19 protein-coding genes are annotated in these 19506 nt (G+C 36.1%); 18 read left to right on the forward strand and 1 reads right to left on the reverse strand.

The genetic code is table 11. The annotated features are described in order from the left end of the window. Nucleotides 1-27 precede the first annotated feature (27 nt). From BAMA_RS08205 to BAMA_RS08225, 5 genes are all read left to right on the forward strand, one after another. On the forward strand, nucleotides 28-801 hold the full coding sequence (locus tag BAMA_RS08205; protein WP_034638168.1) for an ABC transporter ATP-binding protein: 774 nt from the start codon (nucleotides 28-30) through the stop codon (nucleotides 799-801). After that, the gene (locus BAMA_RS08210) at nucleotides 779-1483 is read left to right on the forward strand and encodes a branched-chain amino acid ABC transporter ATP-binding protein (RefSeq protein ID WP_034638170.1); all 705 of its coding nucleotides are present in this window, start codon (nucleotides 779-781) and stop codon (nucleotides 1481-1483) included. The genes BAMA_RS08205 and BAMA_RS08210 overlap by 23 nt, the downstream gene beginning before the upstream one ends. Nucleotides 1484-1507: 24 nt before the next feature. Beyond that, nucleotides 1508-2368: a branched-chain amino acid ABC transporter permease gene (locus tag BAMA_RS08215; RefSeq protein ID WP_034638172.1), complete on the forward strand. Its 861-nt coding sequence runs from the start codon at nucleotides 1508-1510 to the stop codon at nucleotides 2366-2368. Nucleotides 2369-2375: 7 nt separating this feature from the next. Continuing rightward, entirely contained in the window at nucleotides 2376-3374 is a 999-nt protein-coding gene (locus BAMA_RS08220) for a branched-chain amino acid ABC transporter permease (protein ID WP_034638175.1), read from the forward strand. Nucleotides 3375-3566: 192 nt separating this feature from the next. Continuing rightward, the gene (locus tag BAMA_RS08225; protein WP_034638177.1) at nucleotides 3567-4010 is read left to right on the forward strand and encodes a DUF6376 family protein; all 444 of its coding nucleotides are present in this window, start codon (nucleotides 3567-3569) and stop codon (nucleotides 4008-4010) included. A gap of 49 nt (nucleotides 4011-4059) precedes the next feature. On the opposite strand, the gene BAMA_RS08230 is transcribed toward BAMA_RS08225, so the two are convergent. Continuing rightward, nucleotides 4060-5058: a S66 family peptidase gene (locus BAMA_RS08230; protein ID WP_034638179.1), complete on the reverse strand. Its 999-nt coding sequence runs from the start codon at nucleotides 5056-5058 to the stop codon at nucleotides 4060-4062. Nucleotides 5059-5235: 177 nt separating this feature from the next. On the opposite strand from BAMA_RS08230, the gene BAMA_RS08235 reads away from it, so the two are divergent. The 13 genes from BAMA_RS08235 (at nucleotide 5236) to BAMA_RS08290 (ending at nucleotide 19479) form a co-directional block, all read left to right on the forward strand. Next, nucleotides 5236-6207, forward strand: a complete 972-nt coding sequence (locus tag BAMA_RS08235) for a D-alanyl-D-alanine carboxypeptidase family protein (protein WP_034638181.1) — start codon at nucleotides 5236-5238, stop codon at nucleotides 6205-6207. Nucleotides 6208-6314: 107 nt separating this feature from the next. Beyond that, nucleotides 6315-7034: a 3-ketoacyl-ACP reductase gene (locus BAMA_RS08240; RefSeq protein WP_034638183.1), complete on the forward strand. Its 720-nt coding sequence runs from the start codon at nucleotides 6315-6317 to the stop codon at nucleotides 7032-7034. A gap of 203 nt (nucleotides 7035-7237) precedes the next feature. Then, complete coding sequence (locus BAMA_RS08245; protein WP_034638186.1) at nucleotides 7238-8038, forward strand: peptidoglycan-N-acetylglucosamine deacetylase; 801 nt, start codon at nucleotides 7238-7240, stop codon at nucleotides 8036-8038. 441 nt (nucleotides 8039-8479) lie between these two features. Beyond that, a complete protein-coding gene (locus BAMA_RS08250; RefSeq protein WP_034638189.1) occupies nucleotides 8480-10306 on the forward strand; it encodes an IucA/IucC family protein in 1827 nt (608 codons plus the stop codon). 71 nt (nucleotides 10307-10377) lie between these two features. Next, entirely contained in the window at nucleotides 10378-12177 is a 1800-nt protein-coding gene (locus BAMA_RS08255) for an IucA/IucC family protein (RefSeq protein WP_034638388.1), read from the forward strand. A 14-nt stretch (nucleotides 12178-12191) separates the two neighbouring features. After that, the gene (locus tag BAMA_RS08260; RefSeq protein ID WP_034638191.1) at nucleotides 12192-13436 is read left to right on the forward strand and encodes an AMP-binding protein; all 1245 of its coding nucleotides are present in this window, start codon (nucleotides 12192-12194) and stop codon (nucleotides 13434-13436) included. Next, entirely contained in the window at nucleotides 13433-13702 is a 270-nt protein-coding gene (gene asbD / locus BAMA_RS08265) for a petrobactin biosynthesis protein AsbD (RefSeq protein ID WP_034638193.1), read from the forward strand. Before BAMA_RS08260 ends, asbD begins: the two co-directional genes overlap by 4 nt. Nucleotides 13703-13729: 27 nt before the next feature. After that, entirely contained in the window at nucleotides 13730-14698 is a 969-nt protein-coding gene (locus tag BAMA_RS08270; protein ID WP_034638195.1) for a DUF6005 family protein, read from the forward strand. Nucleotides 14699-14733: 35 nt separating this feature from the next. Further along, nucleotides 14734-15576 carry a sugar phosphate isomerase/epimerase family protein gene (locus BAMA_RS08275; RefSeq protein ID WP_034638196.1) on the forward strand — a complete coding sequence of 281 codons (843 nt, stop codon included), beginning with the start codon at nucleotides 14734-14736 and terminating at the stop codon, nucleotides 15574-15576. A gap of 169 nt (nucleotides 15577-15745) precedes the next feature. Next, on the forward strand, nucleotides 15746-15955 hold the full coding sequence (locus BAMA_RS08280; RefSeq protein ID WP_034638199.1) for an alpha/beta-type small acid-soluble spore protein: 210 nt from the start codon (nucleotides 15746-15748) through the stop codon (nucleotides 15953-15955). Between the two features lie 185 nt (nucleotides 15956-16140). Beyond that, a complete protein-coding gene (locus BAMA_RS23900; protein WP_084157939.1) occupies nucleotides 16141-16308 on the forward strand; it encodes a DUF3933 family protein in 168 nt (55 codons plus the stop codon). A gap of 168 nt (nucleotides 16309-16476) precedes the next feature. Then, on the forward strand, nucleotides 16477-17493 hold the full coding sequence (locus BAMA_RS08285) for a TAXI family TRAP transporter solute-binding subunit (protein ID WP_034638201.1): 1017 nt from the start codon (nucleotides 16477-16479) through the stop codon (nucleotides 17491-17493). Nucleotides 17494-17505: 12 nt separating this feature from the next. Next, the gene (locus tag BAMA_RS08290; RefSeq protein ID WP_051758900.1) at nucleotides 17506-19479 is read left to right on the forward strand and encodes a TRAP transporter permease; all 1974 of its coding nucleotides are present in this window, start codon (nucleotides 17506-17508) and stop codon (nucleotides 19477-19479) included. Nucleotides 19480-19506 lie beyond the last annotated feature (27 nt).

The raw sequence follows: 19506 nt of genomic DNA on the forward strand, positions 1-19506 counted from the left end.
TCCTTTCCTTTGTAGGGAGGATTTGTGGTGGAGAAATTGCTAGAGACAAGTAATCTGTCTATTTCTTTTGGGGAGCACCATGTTATTCAAAATGTAAATTTAACAGTGCGAAAAGGAAAGTTAACTTCTATTATCGGTCCAAATGGTGCAGGGAAAACAACTCTTTTTAATTTGTTAAGTGGTCAGCTTATGCCAACAAGTGGAGAAGTGTTTTTTAAAGGGCGGAATATTACAAAGCTCTCAATTGCAGAAAGAACCCGGCTTGGCATTGGACGTTCGTTTCAGCTGACAAATATCTTTCCACAGTTAACGGTACTGGAAAATGTTAGATTGAGTGTGCAGTCATTTAAACAAGATTATTATAGCTTTTTTCCGAATATAGGTAGGTTTAAACAACAAACAAAAGAAGCGAAAACTCTTTTAGAAACCGTCTTGCTGCATGAGAAAGAGAACGTACTAGCGAAAGATTTAGCACACGGAGAGAAAAGAAAATTAGAACTAGCGATGCTGTTAGCGCTTCAAACAGATGTTTTACTTCTTGATGAACCGACAGCTGGTATTTCCGTTGAAGAAGTTCCGACAATTTTACAAGTAATTGAAAATATAAAAAACAACAGCGATAATACGATTGTTTTAATTGAGCATAAAATGGACATGGTTGTACATTTATCGGACCATCTTATCGTATTATTCCACGGAGAATTGTTAGCTGAAGGATTGCCTGAGGATATGATGAAAGATGAACGGGTGCAAACGGCTTATTTAGGAGGATTATATCGTGACTCTATTACAGGTGGATAATATAGAAACGTATTTAGATGAATTTCACATTTTACAAGGCGTTTCATTTGGAGTGGAAAAGGGAACGATTACGGTTTTATTTGGAAGAAACGGAGCTGGAAAGACAACAACACTTCGCTCTATTATGGGATTTTATGAAGTTTCAAATGGAACGGTGCATTACGATGGTGAGAAGATAAATAGCTTACCAACACATATGATTTCACGTAAAGGAATTGGGTATGTGCCGGAAAATCAAGGGATTTTTTCTGATTTAACGGTTGAAGAGACTTTCTCTCTGGCTCAATTAAATAAAAATAAAGAAACGGATGAGAAGGTAGAGTGGATGTTAGAATTGTTTCCGGACCTCAAGCAGTTTTGGCATAAAAAGAGCGGATTATTAAGTGGTGGACAAAAGCAAATGTTAGCAATTGCAAGGGCATATATTAATAGCGATGGTTTACTTTTAATTGATGAGCCGAGCAAAGGGCTATCTCCTATCATGATTGAAAAATTGATGACATCGATTTTAAAGATGAAAGAAAAGACGACCGTGTTACTTGTGGAACAAAACTTTATGATGGCGAGTCAAATTGGTGATTATTTTTATATTATGGATAACGGAATAATTGTACATCATGGTCCAATGAACGAATTAAAAGAGGATAAAGAAGCGTGTCATAAATATTTAGGAATCTCGTAACGAAAATACGGGGAGGCATAGCGTGTGGATGTGTTCGTTAATTTATTTGTAAACGGCGTTTCGACAGGGATGTTAATTTTTTTATTAGCCTCTGGGCTCACGCTTATTTTTGGTTTAATGAGCGTTTTAAATTTTGCACATGGTGGTTTATTTGCATGGGGAGCTTTCATGGGAGTATGGTTATTTCATATAACAGGTAGTTATATAATCGCATTAATCGGTGCAATTGCCATGGGGATGCTACTTGGATGGACATTAGAAAGGTTTTTAATTCGGCCCGTATATGGAAATCATGTTCGTCAGCTTCTTGTTACGCTCGGAGGAATGCTTGTCCTGACAGAGTGCATCAAAATATTTTGGGGACCGAATCCGATTGGAGCGAAACTACCGTCTTGGCTGCAAGGGAGCTTTACATTTGATGGGATTATATTAATTAAATATCGTTTGTTTGTTATTGCTATTGGACTAATCATGTATATTGGATTATTGTTACTACTTCGTAAAACGAAAATCGGATTAATGATCCGAGCAGGTGTAATTGATAAAGAAATGGTGCAAGCGCTCGGAATTAATGTAAAGGCAATCTTTTCATTTGTATTTTTACTAGGTGCTGGTATGGCCGCATTAGGTGGCTTCTTACTTGCTCCGTATTCCGGTGTTATTTTTGCAGAGATGGGTATGCAGTACGCCATTTTAGCATTTATCGTTGTCATTATTGGAGGACTTGGAAGTATACAAGGATCCGCCATGGCATCTTTAATTGTTGGTCTTGCCGGCGCCTTTACTGCGTATTATATACCGGAGTTATCTCTTGCAGTCAATATGTTAATGCTACTGTTTGTCTTACTTGTGAAGCCAACAGGACTTGTTGCGGAAAAGGGGTGAGCTGCTCATGATGATGTCACTAAGTCGAGGGAAACTGTATTTTGGGTTAACAATTTTACTTTGTCTACTACTCTTTCCACTTGTTAATGATTCAAGAAGCATGTTAATTTTATTTTCGCAAATCTTTATTTTTGCTATTTTCGCAATGAGTTTTGACATTTTGCTCGGTTATACAGGGATTGTATCATTTGGGCATTGTATGTTTTTTGGGATTGGCGCATATTCTGTTGCGCTATTCTTTGATAGACAAGAACCATCTATATTAAACTTTTTGCTTAGTATGGTGATTGGGGTTGTTTTCTCTATTATTGTAAGTTATATCATCGGTATGCTTTCATTGCGATTAAAAAGTCATTTTTATGCGATGTTAACTCTTGCAATCTCACAATTATTTTTCGTAGTTGCTGAAAAGTGGCGTTCCGTTACACATGGAGGAGATGGATTTACATTTCGTGTGCCAGACGTGTTTCGTGATCGCTTCACATTTTATTACATTACTCTTGTATGCCTAGTTGTCATTTTTTTATTATTATGGCTGTTTACAAAATCGTCTATTGGGAAAGTGTTACAAGCAATCTCGCAAAATGAACAACGGGTGGAGGCGCTTGGATATAAAATACTCCATTATAAAGTGATTGCTAGTATAGTAGCAGGGGTTGTCGCAACAATTAGTGGGGGGCTGTTTGTAATCACGCTTCGTTTTGTCAATACAACACTATTTTCAATTGATATGACGCTGAATGCTTTATTAATGACGACAATTGGGGGAGTAGGGACATTAGTTGGAGCAATTGCCGGAGCTGGTATTATTGAATCATTAAAATATTATTTATCAGAGCTTGCATCGGAGTATCCAATCTTTGAGAGATGGACAATTATTCTTGGGATGTTATATATTATCGTACTATTAGTATTTCCGACAGGACTTGTTGGGACGATAAAGAAAATGAGGAATTGGGGTATGAAGAAAAAAGAAAAAGGTAAACAAATAGAACATAGTGCTTAGAAGGGGAGCTGTTTTACCGCTAAATGGTAAAGTAGCTTGTTTTATTTTTACAGGTTTTTCTATATGTTTATCGAATAAAGTAATAGACAGAACTGTTAAGACTGAATGCTAGCTTATAGTCTTAAATTGTGGCATACTAGACGTTGAAACTAGCAGGAAAGAAATGCTAATTTGTAAGTAGGAGGGAATGGAATGAAAAAAATAGTTTTATTTTTTATGATGATGTTATTAGCGGTAACAGGGTGCTCAGTTATTGAGGAAGGGAAAAATTCTCTTGATTATGCAAACGAAGCGGTTACATATATAGATCATGTAGGTACATTTGCTGGTGAACTAACAACTTTAGCACAAGATGCAGTAAATGATGAGGCGGCTCGTAAAGAGTTAGAAACAAAATTACAAGATCTTCAAAAAGAGAGCAAAGCATTTAATGAATTAACGCCGCCAGATTTTGCAAAAGATATTCATCAGCAAATTGTTGATTATAACAATCAATTGAATGAATTGATAGATTCTACAACAAAAAACATTGAAGAAGGAAAAGCAAATTTAGCTGATTTCCAAAACTCAGAGCTGATGCAAACAGTACAACAGTTACAAGATTTGAAGACGAAAGTTGAAAACTTAGGACAGTAACAGTTTTTATAAATAACGTAAAAAGGAGTCCGGAATAGACTCCTTTTTTCTATTTCATCCACTGTTCCATAATTTTTACAGTTTTCTTTGTGGTATCCAGTTCAACGCTTGCACCAATTGGAACTGTTAGCATTGGGTGTGTATGACAACAATCAAAGTCAGCAATGAAGGGGATCTTTCGGTCACATAGTACTTCTAACAAAATCTCATATGGTTTTCGATTACTATTAAGATCGTCAAACTGTTCATGCTTTCCAAGAATAATACCAGCAATTTTATCGAAAACACCATTTAGTTTTAGTAAGGAAAAGCTCCTTTCAATAATAGCTGCATTTTTCGCGCTATCTTCTATAAATAAAATATCCCCATCTTTTATTTCAGGCATATAGGGGCTACCAAAAATACCTTCCATCGTATTTAAATTCCCACCGATTAACCTTCCTGTCGCAATTCCTTCGTTTACACAAATCAAATCATTATTATGTTTTTCTTTTTCGTGTGTTTTCTCTTCCCAGTTACTAAATTCATCCGTCCAGTATGGTGGTTTTGGTAGTTCGTACGGAATATGTTGTTCGTCTATTAAAATGTTTTTAAAATACTTATAAGTGAAATCGACAAATGGTTTAAACTCACCGAAAGAAGAGACGAGAGCAGGTCCATAAAAAGTTGGTATGCCTGTCTTTGCATATAAGCCAAGTAAAATAGCAGTTACATCAGAATACCCAATTATGATTTTAGGATTTCTTTGAAAAGCTTCATAATCAATATAAGGTAAAAGAGCGTTTGAATTCATACCACCAATCGTTGACATAATACATTTTACGTTTTCGTCACGTATGAGAGTATTTAATTCTTCTGCGCGTTCTTGAATACTTCCAGAACGGTAAAAATCAAAACTCCCTGTTAAATTCCCTTCAACAATTTCAAATTCTTTCTGTTGGAGAAATGTTTTTGCTCGCTGAAATCGTTTTGGTGCAGTATAGGTTACAGGTGCAGATGGAGAGAATATGCCGATTGTATCTCCTTTTTGTAATCGATCAAAGTACATTATTGTATCAGTCCTTTTCATTAAGAATTTTTATATCAATATAAAAGGATGTGTTTTCTATTATTATAATACAAAGAATTTATAAGCAGGTTTGGAAAATACAATTTTTCCCTTGACGCTATTACATTTTAGTTGCTATCGTAAAAGGGAGATAATGTAATGAAGGAGTTTTGCATAGTGAAAAAAACAAGGTGGGGAAGAATTGTTATACTGTTAGCTATCATTTTTAGCGTAGTTGCAGGGTGGTTCTTTTTCCAAGAGAGAGTACTAGAAAAGAAGGAAGTAACAAAAGCTGAAGAAAAGATAGAAAAGGAAGAAAAAGAGAAGGTAGTAAAAGAACAGAAAAAAGAAGAACCTGTTCCGCAAATTCCTGAGCCAATTATGGAGGCGAAAGCAGCTGTTATTATAGATGCGAGTAACGGAAAAATGGTGTATAAACATAATGAAGCAGAAGCACTTGCACCAGCTAGTATGTCAAAAATGATGACGGCATACCTTGTATTAGAGAATGTGAAAAAAGGGAACATTCATTGGGAAGATCAAGTGCAAATGAGTGCAAAAGCAGCATATACAGTAGGGGCTAGTATTCCAGTTCAGCCAGGGAGTACGTTAACGGTGAAAGATTTGTATTACGCTTTAATGCTTCAATCAGCAAACAATGCAGCTGTTGCATTAGCTGAACATATTGCTGGTACGGAAGAAGAGTTTGTTGTATTAATGAACGGAAAAGCGAAGCAGTTAAAGTTAACTGAAGCAACAGTATTTGTAAATGCATCAGGATTACAAAATCCAGATGGAACAGAGACAAAGATGGCAGCAGCTGATGTTGGAACACTAACATATCGTCTTGCAAAAGATTATCCAGAAATATTAGAAGTGACAAAGCTTACAGAGAGTCAACTTGCGTTTCAAAATATCGTTGTGAAAAATACAAATAAAATGTTAAATACAGCAAACAGTGATGTGTATTTTGAAGGCATGGATGGGATGAAGACAGGTTTTACAGACAGTGCAGGCTATTGTTTTGCGGGAACAGCTGTACAAGGGAAGAAACGATTAATTACAGTTGTAATGGGAACGGATAGCGAATATAAGCGTTTTACGGAAACGCATAAATTGTTAACCTACGGATTTCAAATCGTTAAGTAAGTAAACAGTTTACAAATTTTAAATTCCAGTGCGTTATAATTGCAATTTCATGCGCATGTAGATATCATTCATACTATGAGAAATTTAGGAAGTAAGGAGTGTTTTTAATGGCACAATCATTACAAGGAAAAAATGTAATTATTACAGGAGCAGGAAAAGGAATTGGCCGTGCAATCGCAATTGCTTTAGCAAAAGAAGGTGTAAACGTAGGTCTTTTAGCACGTACAGAAGAAAGTTTAAAGGCTGTTGCAAAAGAAGTAGAGGCTGAAGGTGTAAAGGCTGTTATTGCAACTGCTGATGTATCTGTATGTGAAGATGTAACGAAAGCGATTGAAACATTAAAAGATGGATTAGGATCTATTGATATTTTAGTGAACAACGCTGGTATTGGTAAATTTGGTAAGTTTTTAGATTTAGATGTTGCTGAGTGGGAAGAGATTATCCGTGTAAATTTATTAGGTGTATATTACGCAACTCGTGCAGCTCTTCCAAGTATGATTGAACAACAATCAGGCGATATCATTAACATTTCATCAACTGCAGGGCAAAAAGGTGCACCGTTAACAAGTGCATATAGTGCTTCTAAATTTGGTGTACTTGGTTTAACAGAATCGTTAGCGATGGAAGTAAGAAAGCATAACATTCGTGTAACTGCATTAACACCAAGTACAGTTGCGACGGATATGGCAATTGATATCGGTTTAACAGACGGAAATCCAGAAAAGGTAATGCAAGCAGAAGATATTGCAGAGTTTGTAGTAGCGCAGCTGAAATTAAATAAACGTACTTTTATTAAATCAGCAGGGCTATGGTCTACAAATCCTTAAGAAATAGAATATGATAAAAAAACACTGTTCACAATTGAACGGTGTTTTTTTATGGATAAGAAGCATATTGACTAACAAAATTATGGTCATTCGCATATAAAAACTACATGGGTGTTTTTTATCCCGCTATTTGCGGGCTAACAATCCGTGGGGCATGACCCCGCGGATTGAAGTTTCACTTTATTTTATGGGGAGGTAGAAATATGTATCATTATTATTCTGGTAATCCGTATTATTGGAGAAATTATTATCCACAGTATACAAATTACTCACAAGCAGGATATCCAGTATATCAGCAAAATTATTCATATGAATGGCCAATGCCTACACAAACGGAAGATTTATATAGAGGATCATGGACGCCATTTCCGTGGGTGGAGAAATATGCATATGCGTTTTCTGGCCCGCATAATAAAGCGGAGGTTGCTTTGACATTTGACGATGGACCCGATGCGACATATACAGCAAAAATGTTAGATACACTAAACAAATATGGAGTGAAAGGGACGTTTTTTCTGTTAGGACAAAACGCTGAGAAGTACCCGGATCTTGTGAAACGAATGGCAGCAGAAGGGCATGTAATTGGAAATCATTCATACGACCATCCGAGCTTTGAGAAACTCAGTGATGCACAATATGAAGAGCAAATTACAAAAACAGAGAAGATTATTAAAGGGCTTGCTGGGTACGAACCAAAATTTATAAGGCCACCTTACGGAGCAATTACTGAAAAGCAAGTAGCATGGGCGACAAATCGTAAAAATATGATTGTACAGTGGACGGTGGATACGTTAGATTGGAAGACGACAAATGTTCAAGACATTGTAAATAAAGCGGTGGGAAATTCGTTTCCTGGGAGTGTGATTTTGCAACATTCTGGACCAGGTTTAAACTTACAAGCTTCTTTAGAGTCTTTAGATCAAACGATTCCACAACTTACTTCAAAAGGCGCAAGATTTGTGACATTACCACAAATGTTTAATACGGCAAAAGAAAGAAAATAATGGGACTATAGCCAACATTAGGTTAAATTGTTGGCTTTTTATATACCTTCTATAGTACAATTAATAGTTGTAAATATCAGAAAACAATCGACCTAGAATGGTCTTTTTAAGCATAAAGAATATTATTTTATATAATAATGGGGTTGTGTATATAGATTTTTAATATTGAGAAAAAAGTTGAGAAAATTATAATGGATTCCTTAGAATAAAAGAAGAATTCTGAAATAACCTCTTGAATTGAAAATGATAATCAATTAAAATCTTTAGTGATAATGATAATCAATTTCTTAGGATAATTTTTATAATAAATGTGAAAGAAACGTATTTATCTTTGTTATTGATGAACGTGTTATAGGAATTGTTATTATCGTTTGTTGTGTATATGTTTTATATAAAAAAGGATTTGTTCATTTGTGACAAGATAAAAGAGGAGGACCCAACATGCAGGATGCGAAGCATATCGCAGAACAGGCAACGATGCAAAGTTTTTTAAATTGTTATTTACGTGAGACAGGAAGTGGAGACTGGTTAGTAGATCGAGAGGAAATTGAAAAATGTCTTTCTCATGTATCGATTACTAGTTTTGCAGATATGTATTTACGTTGCCGTTTACCATTGCAAAATATTACTCTATACACTGCAGTAAAATATATGTCACCAACAGGTAGACATATATTTGGAGAACACTCCTATTATGAAGTTGGAAATGCTTCGTTTGTGAAGGCAGATTATTTAACAATCATTACATTGCTAGTGAAAGAAATGTCGTTACAACATGGAGAAAATACAAACGGTGATGAGCTCGTATTACGAGTTATCCAAAGCTGTCATAATATAAAAGAGTTTATTGAGAAACGAGCAGAAGATAAGGAATTGTTATATGGCGTTGATACGGATTTTATTGATGCAGAGCAGGCGCTTTTATTTGGGCATTTAACTCATCCAACGCCAAAAAGTAGACAAGGAATTGTAAGTTGGAAAAATTCAACATATTCACCTGAATTAAAAGGGAAGTTTCAGCTTCATTATTTTAGAGCACACAAAAGTATTGTGAAAGAAGATTCGGCTTTCTTACAAACATCTACTGAAATTATGAAGGATGAGTTAAAAACAGATTCGTCAATTCCGGCTCAGTTTATTGAAAGTTTCTGTCAGGAAGATGAATACTCATTGATTCCAATTCACCCACTTCAAGCAGAATGGTTATTACATCAGCCTCATGTGAAAAAGTGGATAGATGAAGAGGTATTGCAATATTTAGGAGCAGTTGGAAAAGAATATATGGCAACATCTTCGCTACGAACGTTATATCACCCAGATTCAAATTATATGCTGAAGTTTTCATTCCCAGTAAAAGTAACAAATTCACTTCGTGTTAATAAATTAAAAGAATTAGATAGCGGTGTAGAAGGAAAGAAACTATTAGAGACGGGAATTGGTAGAGTGAGGGAAGAGTTCCCAGGCTTCGATTTTATATGTGATCCAGCGTATATGACACTTTCATTACATAACGATATGGAATCTGGTTTTGAAGTGATTATTCGTGAAAATGTCTTTCGCGGAGAACATGCAAAAAATGCGACACTTATTGCAGCTTTAGTTCAAGATGCACTTCCTGGGGAAAAGATGCGACTTGCCAATATTATTGAGGAACTTGCGAAAAAAGAAGCACGTAGTGTTCGAGAAGTAAGTTTAGATTGGTTCCGTCGTTATTTAGATATTTCTTTGAAACCGATGGTATGGCTACATGTAACATACGGAATTGCATTAGAAGCGCATCAACAAAATAGCGTTGTTACGCTGCAAGATGGTTATCCAGCTAAGTTTTATTTTAGAGATAATCAAGGTTTTTATTTCTGTAAGTCAATGAAAGACGTACTAGATGCTGAGTTACCTGGGATCGGTGAGGAGAGCGATAATTTATACGATGATCGCATTGCAGATGAGCGTTTCCGTTATTACTTAATTTTCAACCATATGTTTGGACTTATTAATGGTTTTGGTGTAGCAGAATTAATTGATGAACGTATTCTTCTTGGAGAATTACGTAAGGCATTAGAGGGATTTGTACCATATGATCGTGAGCATTCACAATTTTTAGATGGATTATTAAAAGAAGACAAGTTAGCATGTAAAGCAAATTTACTAACACGTTTTTATGATGTAGATGAGTTAATTAGTCCGTTAGAACAAGCGATTTATGTGAAAATTGATAACCCTCTCGTTACGGAATTTGTACATAGTCGTGAAGAGGCAATTGTTCGTTAAGGTAGGCTGTTCATAAAATTTCACGTAATATGAAAATAATGGAATTCAAGCGAGGGATTGTAGTGAAAAGCATGCAACAGAAAAAAGTGATGGAAGCAATCCAATCACCACAATATGAAAAGGTGAGAAGAAGAGTTTTTCGTCAATTAATAGAGTCTCTAATTTATGAGAAATTAATTTCACCAGCAGTGATTCAAGATGGAGAAGGATGTATCTTTTACATAGAAGGACATACATGTTTTGGTGAAATGGTTACATACAAATGCCGTGGACGTAAAAGAATGACATTTGGACGTATTCGTTTGTATGATGAGCCAGTGATAAGAACAGAAAAGAATAAAAGCGAAGAAGCAACATCTATTGCTCAGTTTTTACGTGACGTTTTCGGTACAACTCAAGTAGATGAGCAAAAGTTACAATCTTTTACGAGAGAACTAGAGCAAACAATTTTTAAAGATACTATTGCTCAGCATGAAAGAGAGAAACAAAGGGAAATATTACTTGGAAAAGCATATGACGAACTAGAAAGTAGTCTTATTGATGGGCACCCATATCATCCAAGTTATAAGGCGCGCATTGGTTTCACATATGCCGATAACTTTGAATATGGCTTTGAATTCAAAAAAACGATGAAACTTGTTTGGATTGCTGTTCATCATAAATATACAGATATTGCAGCTTCTCACGATGAAGACTTTGAGCAAGTATTGCAACAGGAGCTAGGTCAGGAGAAGTTAGAGGAGTTTCGTTCTGTTCTTTGTAACATAGGTTGTAAATTAGAAGACTATACATTCATGCCAGTGCATCCATGGCAATGGGAGAATTACATTGTTTCAAACTATGTAGAGCATCTATATCATAAATATATTATTTTTGTAGGAGAATCAGAAGATGAGTATCGTCCGCAGCAATCGATGCGTACGCTCTATAATGATTCAAATCAGCATAAACCGTATATAAAGCTTTCAATGAATTTGTTAAATACATCTACACTAAGAACGTTAAAGCCACATTCGATTGTAAGTGCACCAGTTATTTCAAACTGGTTACAAAAAATTGTAGAAAGCGATTCTTATTTTAAAGAAGAAACGCGTCTTATTTTATTAAAGGAGTTTGCTGGTGTTACATATGATCCACCATCATCTTCTACATACGGATCACTCGGCTGTGTATTTCGTGAAAGCATTCACCCGTATTTACAAGGTAAGGAAGAAGCAATGCCGTTTAATGCATTGTACGGAAAAGAACTTGGCGGTGCACTTATTATTAATCCATGGCTTGAAAAGAATGGGATTGAGAATTGGCTTCGTGAGCTCATTAAAAAAGCAGTGATGCCAGTTGTTCATCTTTTAGTAGAGCATGGTATTGCACTTGAATCACATGGGCAAAATATGGTGCTGATTCATGAAAAGGGTAGACCTGTCGGGGTTGCGCTAAAAGATTTTCATGAAGGAGTAGAGTTTTACCGTGAATTTTTAAAAGATCCAGGAAGCTGTCCTGATTTTACAAAGATTCATAAAGTATATAAAAATTGGAAACTAAATGACTTCTTTGAAATGGATCGTTTAGCGTGCATGAGAGAAATGCTTTTAGATGCACTGTTCCTATTTAATTTTGGGGAACTTGCAATGATGTTAGAAGATGAGTATGGATATAACGAAGAACAGTTTTGGACTCTTGTTGTAGAACAATTAGAGGCGCATGTTGCACGTCGACCACATTTGCAGGAACGTTTGAATCAACTCGATTTATTTGTACCAACGTTCCATGCTGAACAATTAACAAAACGTCGCTTATATGTCGACGATGAAGCGCTTGTCCATGAAGTTCCAAATCCATTATATGCAGTAAAAGAACTTGTACAATCTTGAAATGGAGGGACATTATGTTAAAGGTTAATAGAGAACAATATAGTAAAGAACAATTTCAGACGCGCATAGCAATGTATGAAAAAATGGAGTGCTTTCAAAATCTAGAAGGAAAGAGATTTGCATTATGCATAGCAGACCCATTTGATGTTCTTACACTTGTATTCTTTTTAAAAGCGCATGGTGGTTCTATTTTATTAATTCATGGAGAAACACCAAAAGAAAAAGCATATAGCATGGCAGCTGATGCAAATTGTATTGGATTATTATATGGCGGAGCGGAACAGTTTCAATCCATTGAAGGTGAAGCGCTTATTGATACAACACCTTCTTTATTCCAATATAGCTCTGGTACGACAGGAGCTCCAAAGCTTATTCAAAGGGCATGGACAGATATTGATAGAGAAATAGAAGCATATAATAAAGAACTTGCGTGTGAAGTGGATGAGACACCAATTGTATTAGCACCTGTTTCACATTCATATGGTTTAATATGTGGAACGCTGTCGGCACTTGCAAGAGGTAGCGAACCAATTATTGTGACAAATAAAAACCCAAAGTTTGCGTTAAATATCATTCGTGAAGTACCGAAGCATATTGTATATGCAGTGCCACTTATGCTTCATATTATGGGAAGTTTTCCACAAGGAGTGTTCCAATTTCATAAAGTTATGACATCAGGATCGCCGCTTCCAAAAGAACTGTTTCATAAATTAAAAAAGATGACAACGTTTATGATGCAGCAGTATGGCTGTTCTGAAGCAGGTTGCATTAGTATTTGTAAAGATATGAAGTCACATTTAGATTTAGGATATCCGCTTGGACATACTGTTGTTCAGACGAGTGACAAGGAAGAGAACCCAACAGAAATAATTGTTACGATAGGGGATAAAGTTATTTATACACAAGATTTAGGATACAAAAGTGAGTGTGGTCTTCACTTTGTTGGTCGTATGGATGATGTTATTAACGTATCTGGTTTAAAAGTATTTCCGTTGGAAGTAGAAGAAACGATGTTACGTCTAGATGGGATTAAAGAAGCGGTTGTCTATCGCGGAAAACATCCAGTTATGGGTGAAATCGTAAAAGCACAAGTTGTTGCAAAAGAAGGTATGGATGCAAATGAGATTCGGGAGTGGTGTTTAGCTCAGTTACCACCATACAAAGTACCACACGAAGTTCTTTGTGTGACAGAAATACCGAAAAATGCGACAGGAAAAGTAAGTCGTAAGTTGTTAGAGATGGGAGATGTAACAGTATGAACCGAAATGAGCTAAAGGATAGTTTATTTACGATTTTAAAAGAGAAATTAGAACTAAAAAATATAACGCATATCGAAGAGGATATGCGCTTGAATCAAGATTTGTATATTGATTCTGTTATGATGCTGCAGCTTATTGTTCATATTGAAATGGATTTACAACTATGTGTTCCGGATGATGAAGTGGATCCAAAAGCGTTTGAAACAGTCGGTTCATTACTCGATTTTATGGAAAGTTTACAGCCACTGCATGTAGAAAACAACTAACATTTTATAGAACATAGGTGAGAGAACATGGAAATTAAAGTTCATTGTGTAGTCAGTTGCTTCTGTGAAATCATTAGAAGACGTAGTAAAGTAGATTATCGCCCATTTTATTTTGGCTTATGGGATGGCGATTTCGATATTACAGAAGAAGGTGTGATTTCTTATCACTCTGATAATATTAATCACGATTCCTATTTATATTGGTATGAACAACTATATGGATTAAAAGTACATAAATGGTATGATGATTCAAAAAGTAAACAAGAAAACTTAGAAACATTTTTACATTTAGTAGAAACAAAACCTGAAGATCGTTACGTGATGGTAATGGTAGATATGTCTCTATTGCCGGAGCGTGAAAATAAATTTCATCAAAAGCCATTTCCGCACTATTTAATGATATCGGAAACAGAAAATGAAAACGAATGGTTTATGTTTGATCCAGACTTCCGTTGGGAAGGGAATATGGAGAAAGAGAAAGTTATTGATTCTATTGTTAATAACCCGTTTGGTGGTGGTTTCTTTATTGATGTGCCAACGGTTCAAGAGCCAAAACAAGAAGTATTAGAGACATATTTCCTTGAAACATTCAAGAAAGATTATAATGAGTTAACAGTTAGATTGAAAGAATTAATTGTGAATATGGTAGAAAAGGATGCACTTTCTAACTTAATACCAGCAGTAAAGCAGATTCCTGTTTTAGCAATTCGAAAATATAGCTATGAACATGCATTTGCTTATTTCCAAGAAGCAATTGGATATTCTGAAGACGAATTTGAATATTGGTGCGATCGTGTCGAAGAGATTGTACAAGGATTTACGAATGTACAGTATAAAGCAATTAAAATGGCGATGACAAAAAATACAGCACTTCTGCCTTCAATTATCGAAAAGCTTGATGAAATGGATAAAGTTGAGCTGAAAATGAAAGAGGAGCTAGAGCGCCAGTTTATCCAGTGGAAAGAAATAAGAACGAAGGAACAGGTTGGCTTATAATAGCTGCCTATTATGATAAAAAGGAGCATAAATAGATGAAATATTCCTTATGTACCATTTCATTTCGTCATCAATTAATTTCTTTTACGGACATTGTTCGATTTGCGCATGCAAACGGTTTTGAAGGAATCGAACTTTGGGGTGTTCATGCCCATAATTTATATGAGCAAGATCGTCAAACAACAGAGGAGCAGCTACAAGTTTTACGGAATTATGGTATGAAAATTACAATGATTAGCGATTATTTAGATATTTCGCTAGCAGCTGATTTCGAGAAGACAATCGAGAAGGCGAATCGTTTAGTAAAACTTGCAAAATGGTTTGGTACAGATAAGATTCGTACATTTTCTGGTCAAAAGCCGAGTTTCAGTGTTACAAAAGAAGAGCGTGAAGAATATGTAAAACGATTGCGTTTTCTATGTGAATTATTTGCTCAGCACAATATAGGCTTGTTATTAGAAACGCATCCAAATACGTTAACGGATTGTCTTCATTCGACGTTACAAGTGTTAGAGGAAGTGGATCATCCGGCACTGAAAATCAATTTAGATTTCCTTCACATATGGGAATCTGGAGCCGATCCGGTTGATAGTTTTCAGCAATTAAAGCCTTGGGTGGAACACTATCATTTGAAAAATATTTCTTCAGAAAGGTTCTTGCATGTTTTTGAACCAAATAACGTATACGCTTCTGCTGGTACAAGAGAAGGTATGGTGCCTCTATTTGAAGGAGTAGTAGATTACGAGAAGATTCTTCGCGAAATTCAAGAGACTGAGCACTTCGGTTCGCTTGAATGGTTTGGTAATGATGCACTTCATGTACTTCGTGAAGATATCGCAAAGTTAAGAAGAAATGAGTTATATGTAGTAAGTTCATAACCAAAAGGGCCACGAAAAAGTGGCCCTTTTATTATTTGTACTCCGATTAAGTTGGGGTTGTCTGCTAATGAAGAGTATGTTTTATTTGTTTGGAAAAAATTAACATGAAAAATAATGTATATTCACTTCCTATGTTTCACATTTTAATTGACAAAGGAGGTGAAAAAACATGGCAAGACAAACTCGTAATTCAAATCAATACGCTACAGCAGGAGCGCAAGCAGCAATCGATCAAATGAAATATGAAATCGCAAAAGAATTTGGTGTTCAACTTGGCGGAGAAACAACATCTCGCGCAAATGGTTCAGTTGGTGGTGAAATCACAAAACGCCTTGTTGCAATGGCAGAGCAACAACTTGGTGGTGGGTACACGCACTAACATGATATAGTCATGAATGGAAGAGAGGAGTGTTCCTCTCTTTTTTTATGTTTTTTACCTTCACCTAAACGTTTTTCCTTCTATTAAGTTTTGAGGTGAGAGCCTTACAGCTCGTAAATAGCGGGATGAAAATGGTATGATGATATACATAATAATGAATTGACAGTATACAAGGAGAAGGCATGATGAAAACATACGTAATTTGTCAAGTGATTGGCGGAGAGAAATACTTAGCTGCATATGCGGAGACGAAAGAAGAAGCAATTCAAAAGGCGGAATTGTTAGGACTAAAAACAGGAGAACGTTATATTGTAGTTACAAAAGAAGAAGCAGAGGGATTACAATATCCGTAAAAAAGAGCTACCTGAGTGGGCACAAGTGCCTTCATAGGTAGCTTTTTTTAAAATTCTAATTATCCCATAAATAGAATTTTCTAAAAATATATTTTATTTTTGATTGTAAAATTGTATACTTGTATTACAAGTTTTTGAAGCGCTTACAAAAAAGAGGGGGGACAATGCGTGAAGAGGAAAAATATAAAAGTATTATTCACTGTAGTTGCTGTCGTTTTAATCGTATTAGTAGGTTTTCAGTCAGCTATGAAAAATAAAGATAAACAATTCGTATCCGTTGCGACAGCCTCAACAGGAGGGACATATTATCCAATTGGTGTGGGGATGGCCAATATTTGGAGTACGCATTTGAAGGGGGAGCATATTCAAGCAAGTGGACAATCTTCAGCAGGTTCAATTGAAAATGTTGATTTGTTAAAAAAAGGAGAAGCACAGCTTGCGATCTTACAAGGATTAATTGCGACGGATGCATATAACGGCGAAGGAGTATTTGAGAATAAACCTTATAAAGACTTACGAACGATTTCAATGCTATGGCCAAATGTTGAGCATTTTGTGTTAACGAACGACGAAATTGAAACTGGAACGATTTCAGATATAAAAGGAAACCGATTTTCAGTCGGACCGCAAGCAAGTGGGGCTGAACAATCTACATTAGTTATGATGGAAGGTTTGCAGTTAACTAAGAAAGATATTACTCCGGAATATTTAGGGTATGATGATACGATTTCTGCAATGCGTGATGGCAGGCTAGATGGGGGATCACTACCAGCTGGAATTCCAGCTTCGGCTATTACTGATATGTATGCAAGTGGGGTACCTGCTTCTGTATTAGAAGTAACGGATGAACAATTGACAGCTATTAATAAAATATCTCATTCATGGTATCGCTTTGTAATTCCGAAAGGGACGTATCCGAAAGTGAATAAAGACATTCAAACGATTGCGCAACCCAATATTTTATCTGTATCAAGTGAGTTAGATGAAAAAACGGTGTATTTACTAACAAAAACATTATACGAAAATTTAGATGAGATGCATGGAGTGCATAGTGCAGCGAAAAACATTCAATTGGAAACGGCATTAGATGGTATTTCTGTTCCGTTACATATAGGAGCTTATAAATATTTTAAAGAGGCTGGAATTGAAATTCCAGATAAGCTTGTACCACCAGAAGCGAAATAGAGGGGGATGTGTATGAACTTAGGGGCAAATGCAGTAGAAGAGTGTAAAGAGCCGATGCTAGACAAAGAAGCTGGCGGAGGAATGCGCTCCATGCAGGGGACATATAAGATTATTGTGAGTTTGTTAGCTATTACATTTTCTTTATTTGCAGTGTATACAAACGGATTTTCTACCATTCAAGAGATTTATCGAAATGTTATCTTTCTTGCTTTTATTCTATTGCTTACTTTTTTCTTATATCCAGGGAGTAGCAAAAGTAGTCGTGAGCGCTTATCTGTTAGTGATATTACTTTTATTGTTGTTACTTTAGCCGGACTAGGTTATTTGTTTTTTAACTATACTACCATTCATGTGGATCGGGCATCACAGCCGATATTGATGGATTATATGTTTGCGTGTATTACAATTGTTATTTTATTAGAAGCGGCAAGAAGAGCGATAGGTTTATTTATTCCTTGTTTAGCATTGTTTGCAATTATATATGCGTTGTTTGGGTCAATCTTTCCGGGGATTTTTGGACATGCTGGATTCTCTATTGAACGATTGCTATATCGTCTATACATGACAACAGAAGGTATTTTCGGTATCACGCTGTCAACAGCATCAACGTTCATTGTTGTTTTCATTTTATTTGGAGCTTTCTTAAATGTAAGTGGTGCAACGCAGCTCTTTAATGATTTAGCATTAGCGATTGCAGGGAGAACGAGAGGTGGTCCAGCGCAAGTCGCTGTTATTTCGAGTGCATTAACGGGCTCACTAAGTGGAAGTGCAGTAGCCAATGTTGCAACAACTGGAACATTTACGATTCCGCTAATGAGATCAATTGGTTTAAAGCCGACGTTTGCTGGTGCGGTAGAAGCGGCAGCCTCAACGGGTGGAATGATTATGCCACCAATTATGGGAGCAGCGGCATTTATTATGGCAGGTTTTCTAGGAATATCGTATACAACAATTGTATTAGCAGCAATTATTCCAAGTGTCCTATACTACGGAGCTTTAATCATTGCAATTGACTTAGAAGCGAAAAAGCAAGGGTTAAAAGGAATTAGTAAAGAGAATATCCCAAAAGTGTTAGCAGTTATGAAGGAACGAGGGATTCTTATTGTTCCAATCGTTATTGTTATCGCAACGTTATTAACAGGAAAGACACCGCTCTTTGCTGGGTTTGCAGGGATTGTAGCAGTTATTGTAGCAAGTTGGTTAACACGAAATAAAAACAATCGCATTACGATTTCTAAAGCTTTTGTTGCATTAGAAGATGCAGCGAAAGGAACAATTCAAGTTGGAATCGCTTGTGCTGCAATTGGGATTATCATTGCGGTTGTAACAATGACAGGTATTGGATCAACATTAGCATTTAACATCGTCTCCGTAACAGGGGGATCATTATGGCTAATTTTAATCGTTGTTATGATTACGTGTATCGTACTGAGTATGGGTTTACCATCAACAGCTCTTTATATTGTTGTAGCAGTAACAGCAGCTCCAGCTTTAATACAAGCGGGTGTTCATCCGTTAGCAGCTCACTTTTTCGTATTTTGGTTCGGGGCGTTATCAAACATTACCCCGCCAGTTGCTCTAGCTTCCTACACAGCAGCAGGAATTGCCGGGGCAGATGCAATGAAAACATCGTGGGAGGCACTTCGTATCTCCTTACCAGGATTTATTATCCCGTTTATGATTGCATATAATCCAATTATTTTAATGCAACCAGCAGAAAAAGGTGGGGACGTTTCTGTTCTCTCTATCATTGTTGTTCTTATTACAGCATTAATAGGCGTATTTGCATTAGCGGTTGCGTTAAATAACTTTTTCTCAGCGCCACTTTCTATTATTGAACGCATAGCATTTTTTGCCGGATCAATTTGTTTAATTAAGCCAGGGTTAATGACAGACATTGCTGGCGCAGTAGTTGTTAGTCTATTTCTTGCTTTACACATTACAAGAACAAAGAATAATAATGCTTCTAAACATGTAGAGGTATAATGAATATGTTTTGAAATAAGGAGGGAG

Origin of the sequence: Bacillus manliponensis, from assembly GCF_000712595.1 — a bacterium.
Classification (GTDB): Bacteria; Bacillota; Bacilli; order Bacillales; family Bacillaceae_G; genus Bacillus_A; species Bacillus_A manliponensis.

Coding starts and splice junctions, on each gene's coding strand:
- BAMA_RS08230 (WP_034638179.1), bottom strand. CDS start 5,058: ATGTACTTTGATCGATTACAAAAAGGAGATACAATCGGCATATTCTCT.
- asbD (WP_034638193.1), top strand. CDS start 13,433: ATGAACCGAAATGAGCTAAAGGATAGTTTATTTACGATTTTAAAAGAG.
- BAMA_RS08245 (WP_034638186.1), top strand. CDS start 7,238: ATGTATCATTATTATTCTGGTAATCCGTATTATTGGAGAAATTATTAT.
- BAMA_RS08290 (WP_051758900.1), top strand. CDS start 17,506: ATGAACTTAGGGGCAAATGCAGTAGAAGAGTGTAAAGAGCCGATGCTA.
- BAMA_RS08270 (WP_034638195.1), top strand. CDS start 13,730: ATGGAAATTAAAGTTCATTGTGTAGTCAGTTGCTTCTGTGAAATCATT.
- BAMA_RS08240 (WP_034638183.1), top strand. CDS start 6,315: ATGGCACAATCATTACAAGGAAAAAATGTAATTATTACAGGAGCAGGA.
- BAMA_RS08275 (WP_034638196.1), top strand. CDS start 14,734: ATGAAATATTCCTTATGTACCATTTCATTTCGTCATCAATTAATTTCT.
- BAMA_RS23900 (WP_084157939.1), top strand. CDS start 16,141: ATGAAAACATACGTAATTTGTCAAGTGATTGGCGGAGAGAAATACTTA.
- BAMA_RS08250 (WP_034638189.1), top strand. CDS start 8,480: ATGCAGGATGCGAAGCATATCGCAGAACAGGCAACGATGCAAAGTTTT.
- BAMA_RS08260 (WP_034638191.1), top strand. CDS start 12,192: ATGTTAAAGGTTAATAGAGAACAATATAGTAAAGAACAATTTCAGACG.
- BAMA_RS08225 (WP_034638177.1), top strand. CDS start 3,567: ATGAAAAAAATAGTTTTATTTTTTATGATGATGTTATTAGCGGTAACA.
- BAMA_RS08220 (WP_034638175.1), top strand. CDS start 2,376: ATGATGATGTCACTAAGTCGAGGGAAACTGTATTTTGGGTTAACAATT.
- BAMA_RS08255 (WP_034638388.1), top strand. CDS start 10,378: ATGCAACAGAAAAAAGTGATGGAAGCAATCCAATCACCACAATATGAA.
- BAMA_RS08280 (WP_034638199.1), top strand. CDS start 15,746: ATGGCAAGACAAACTCGTAATTCAAATCAATACGCTACAGCAGGAGCG.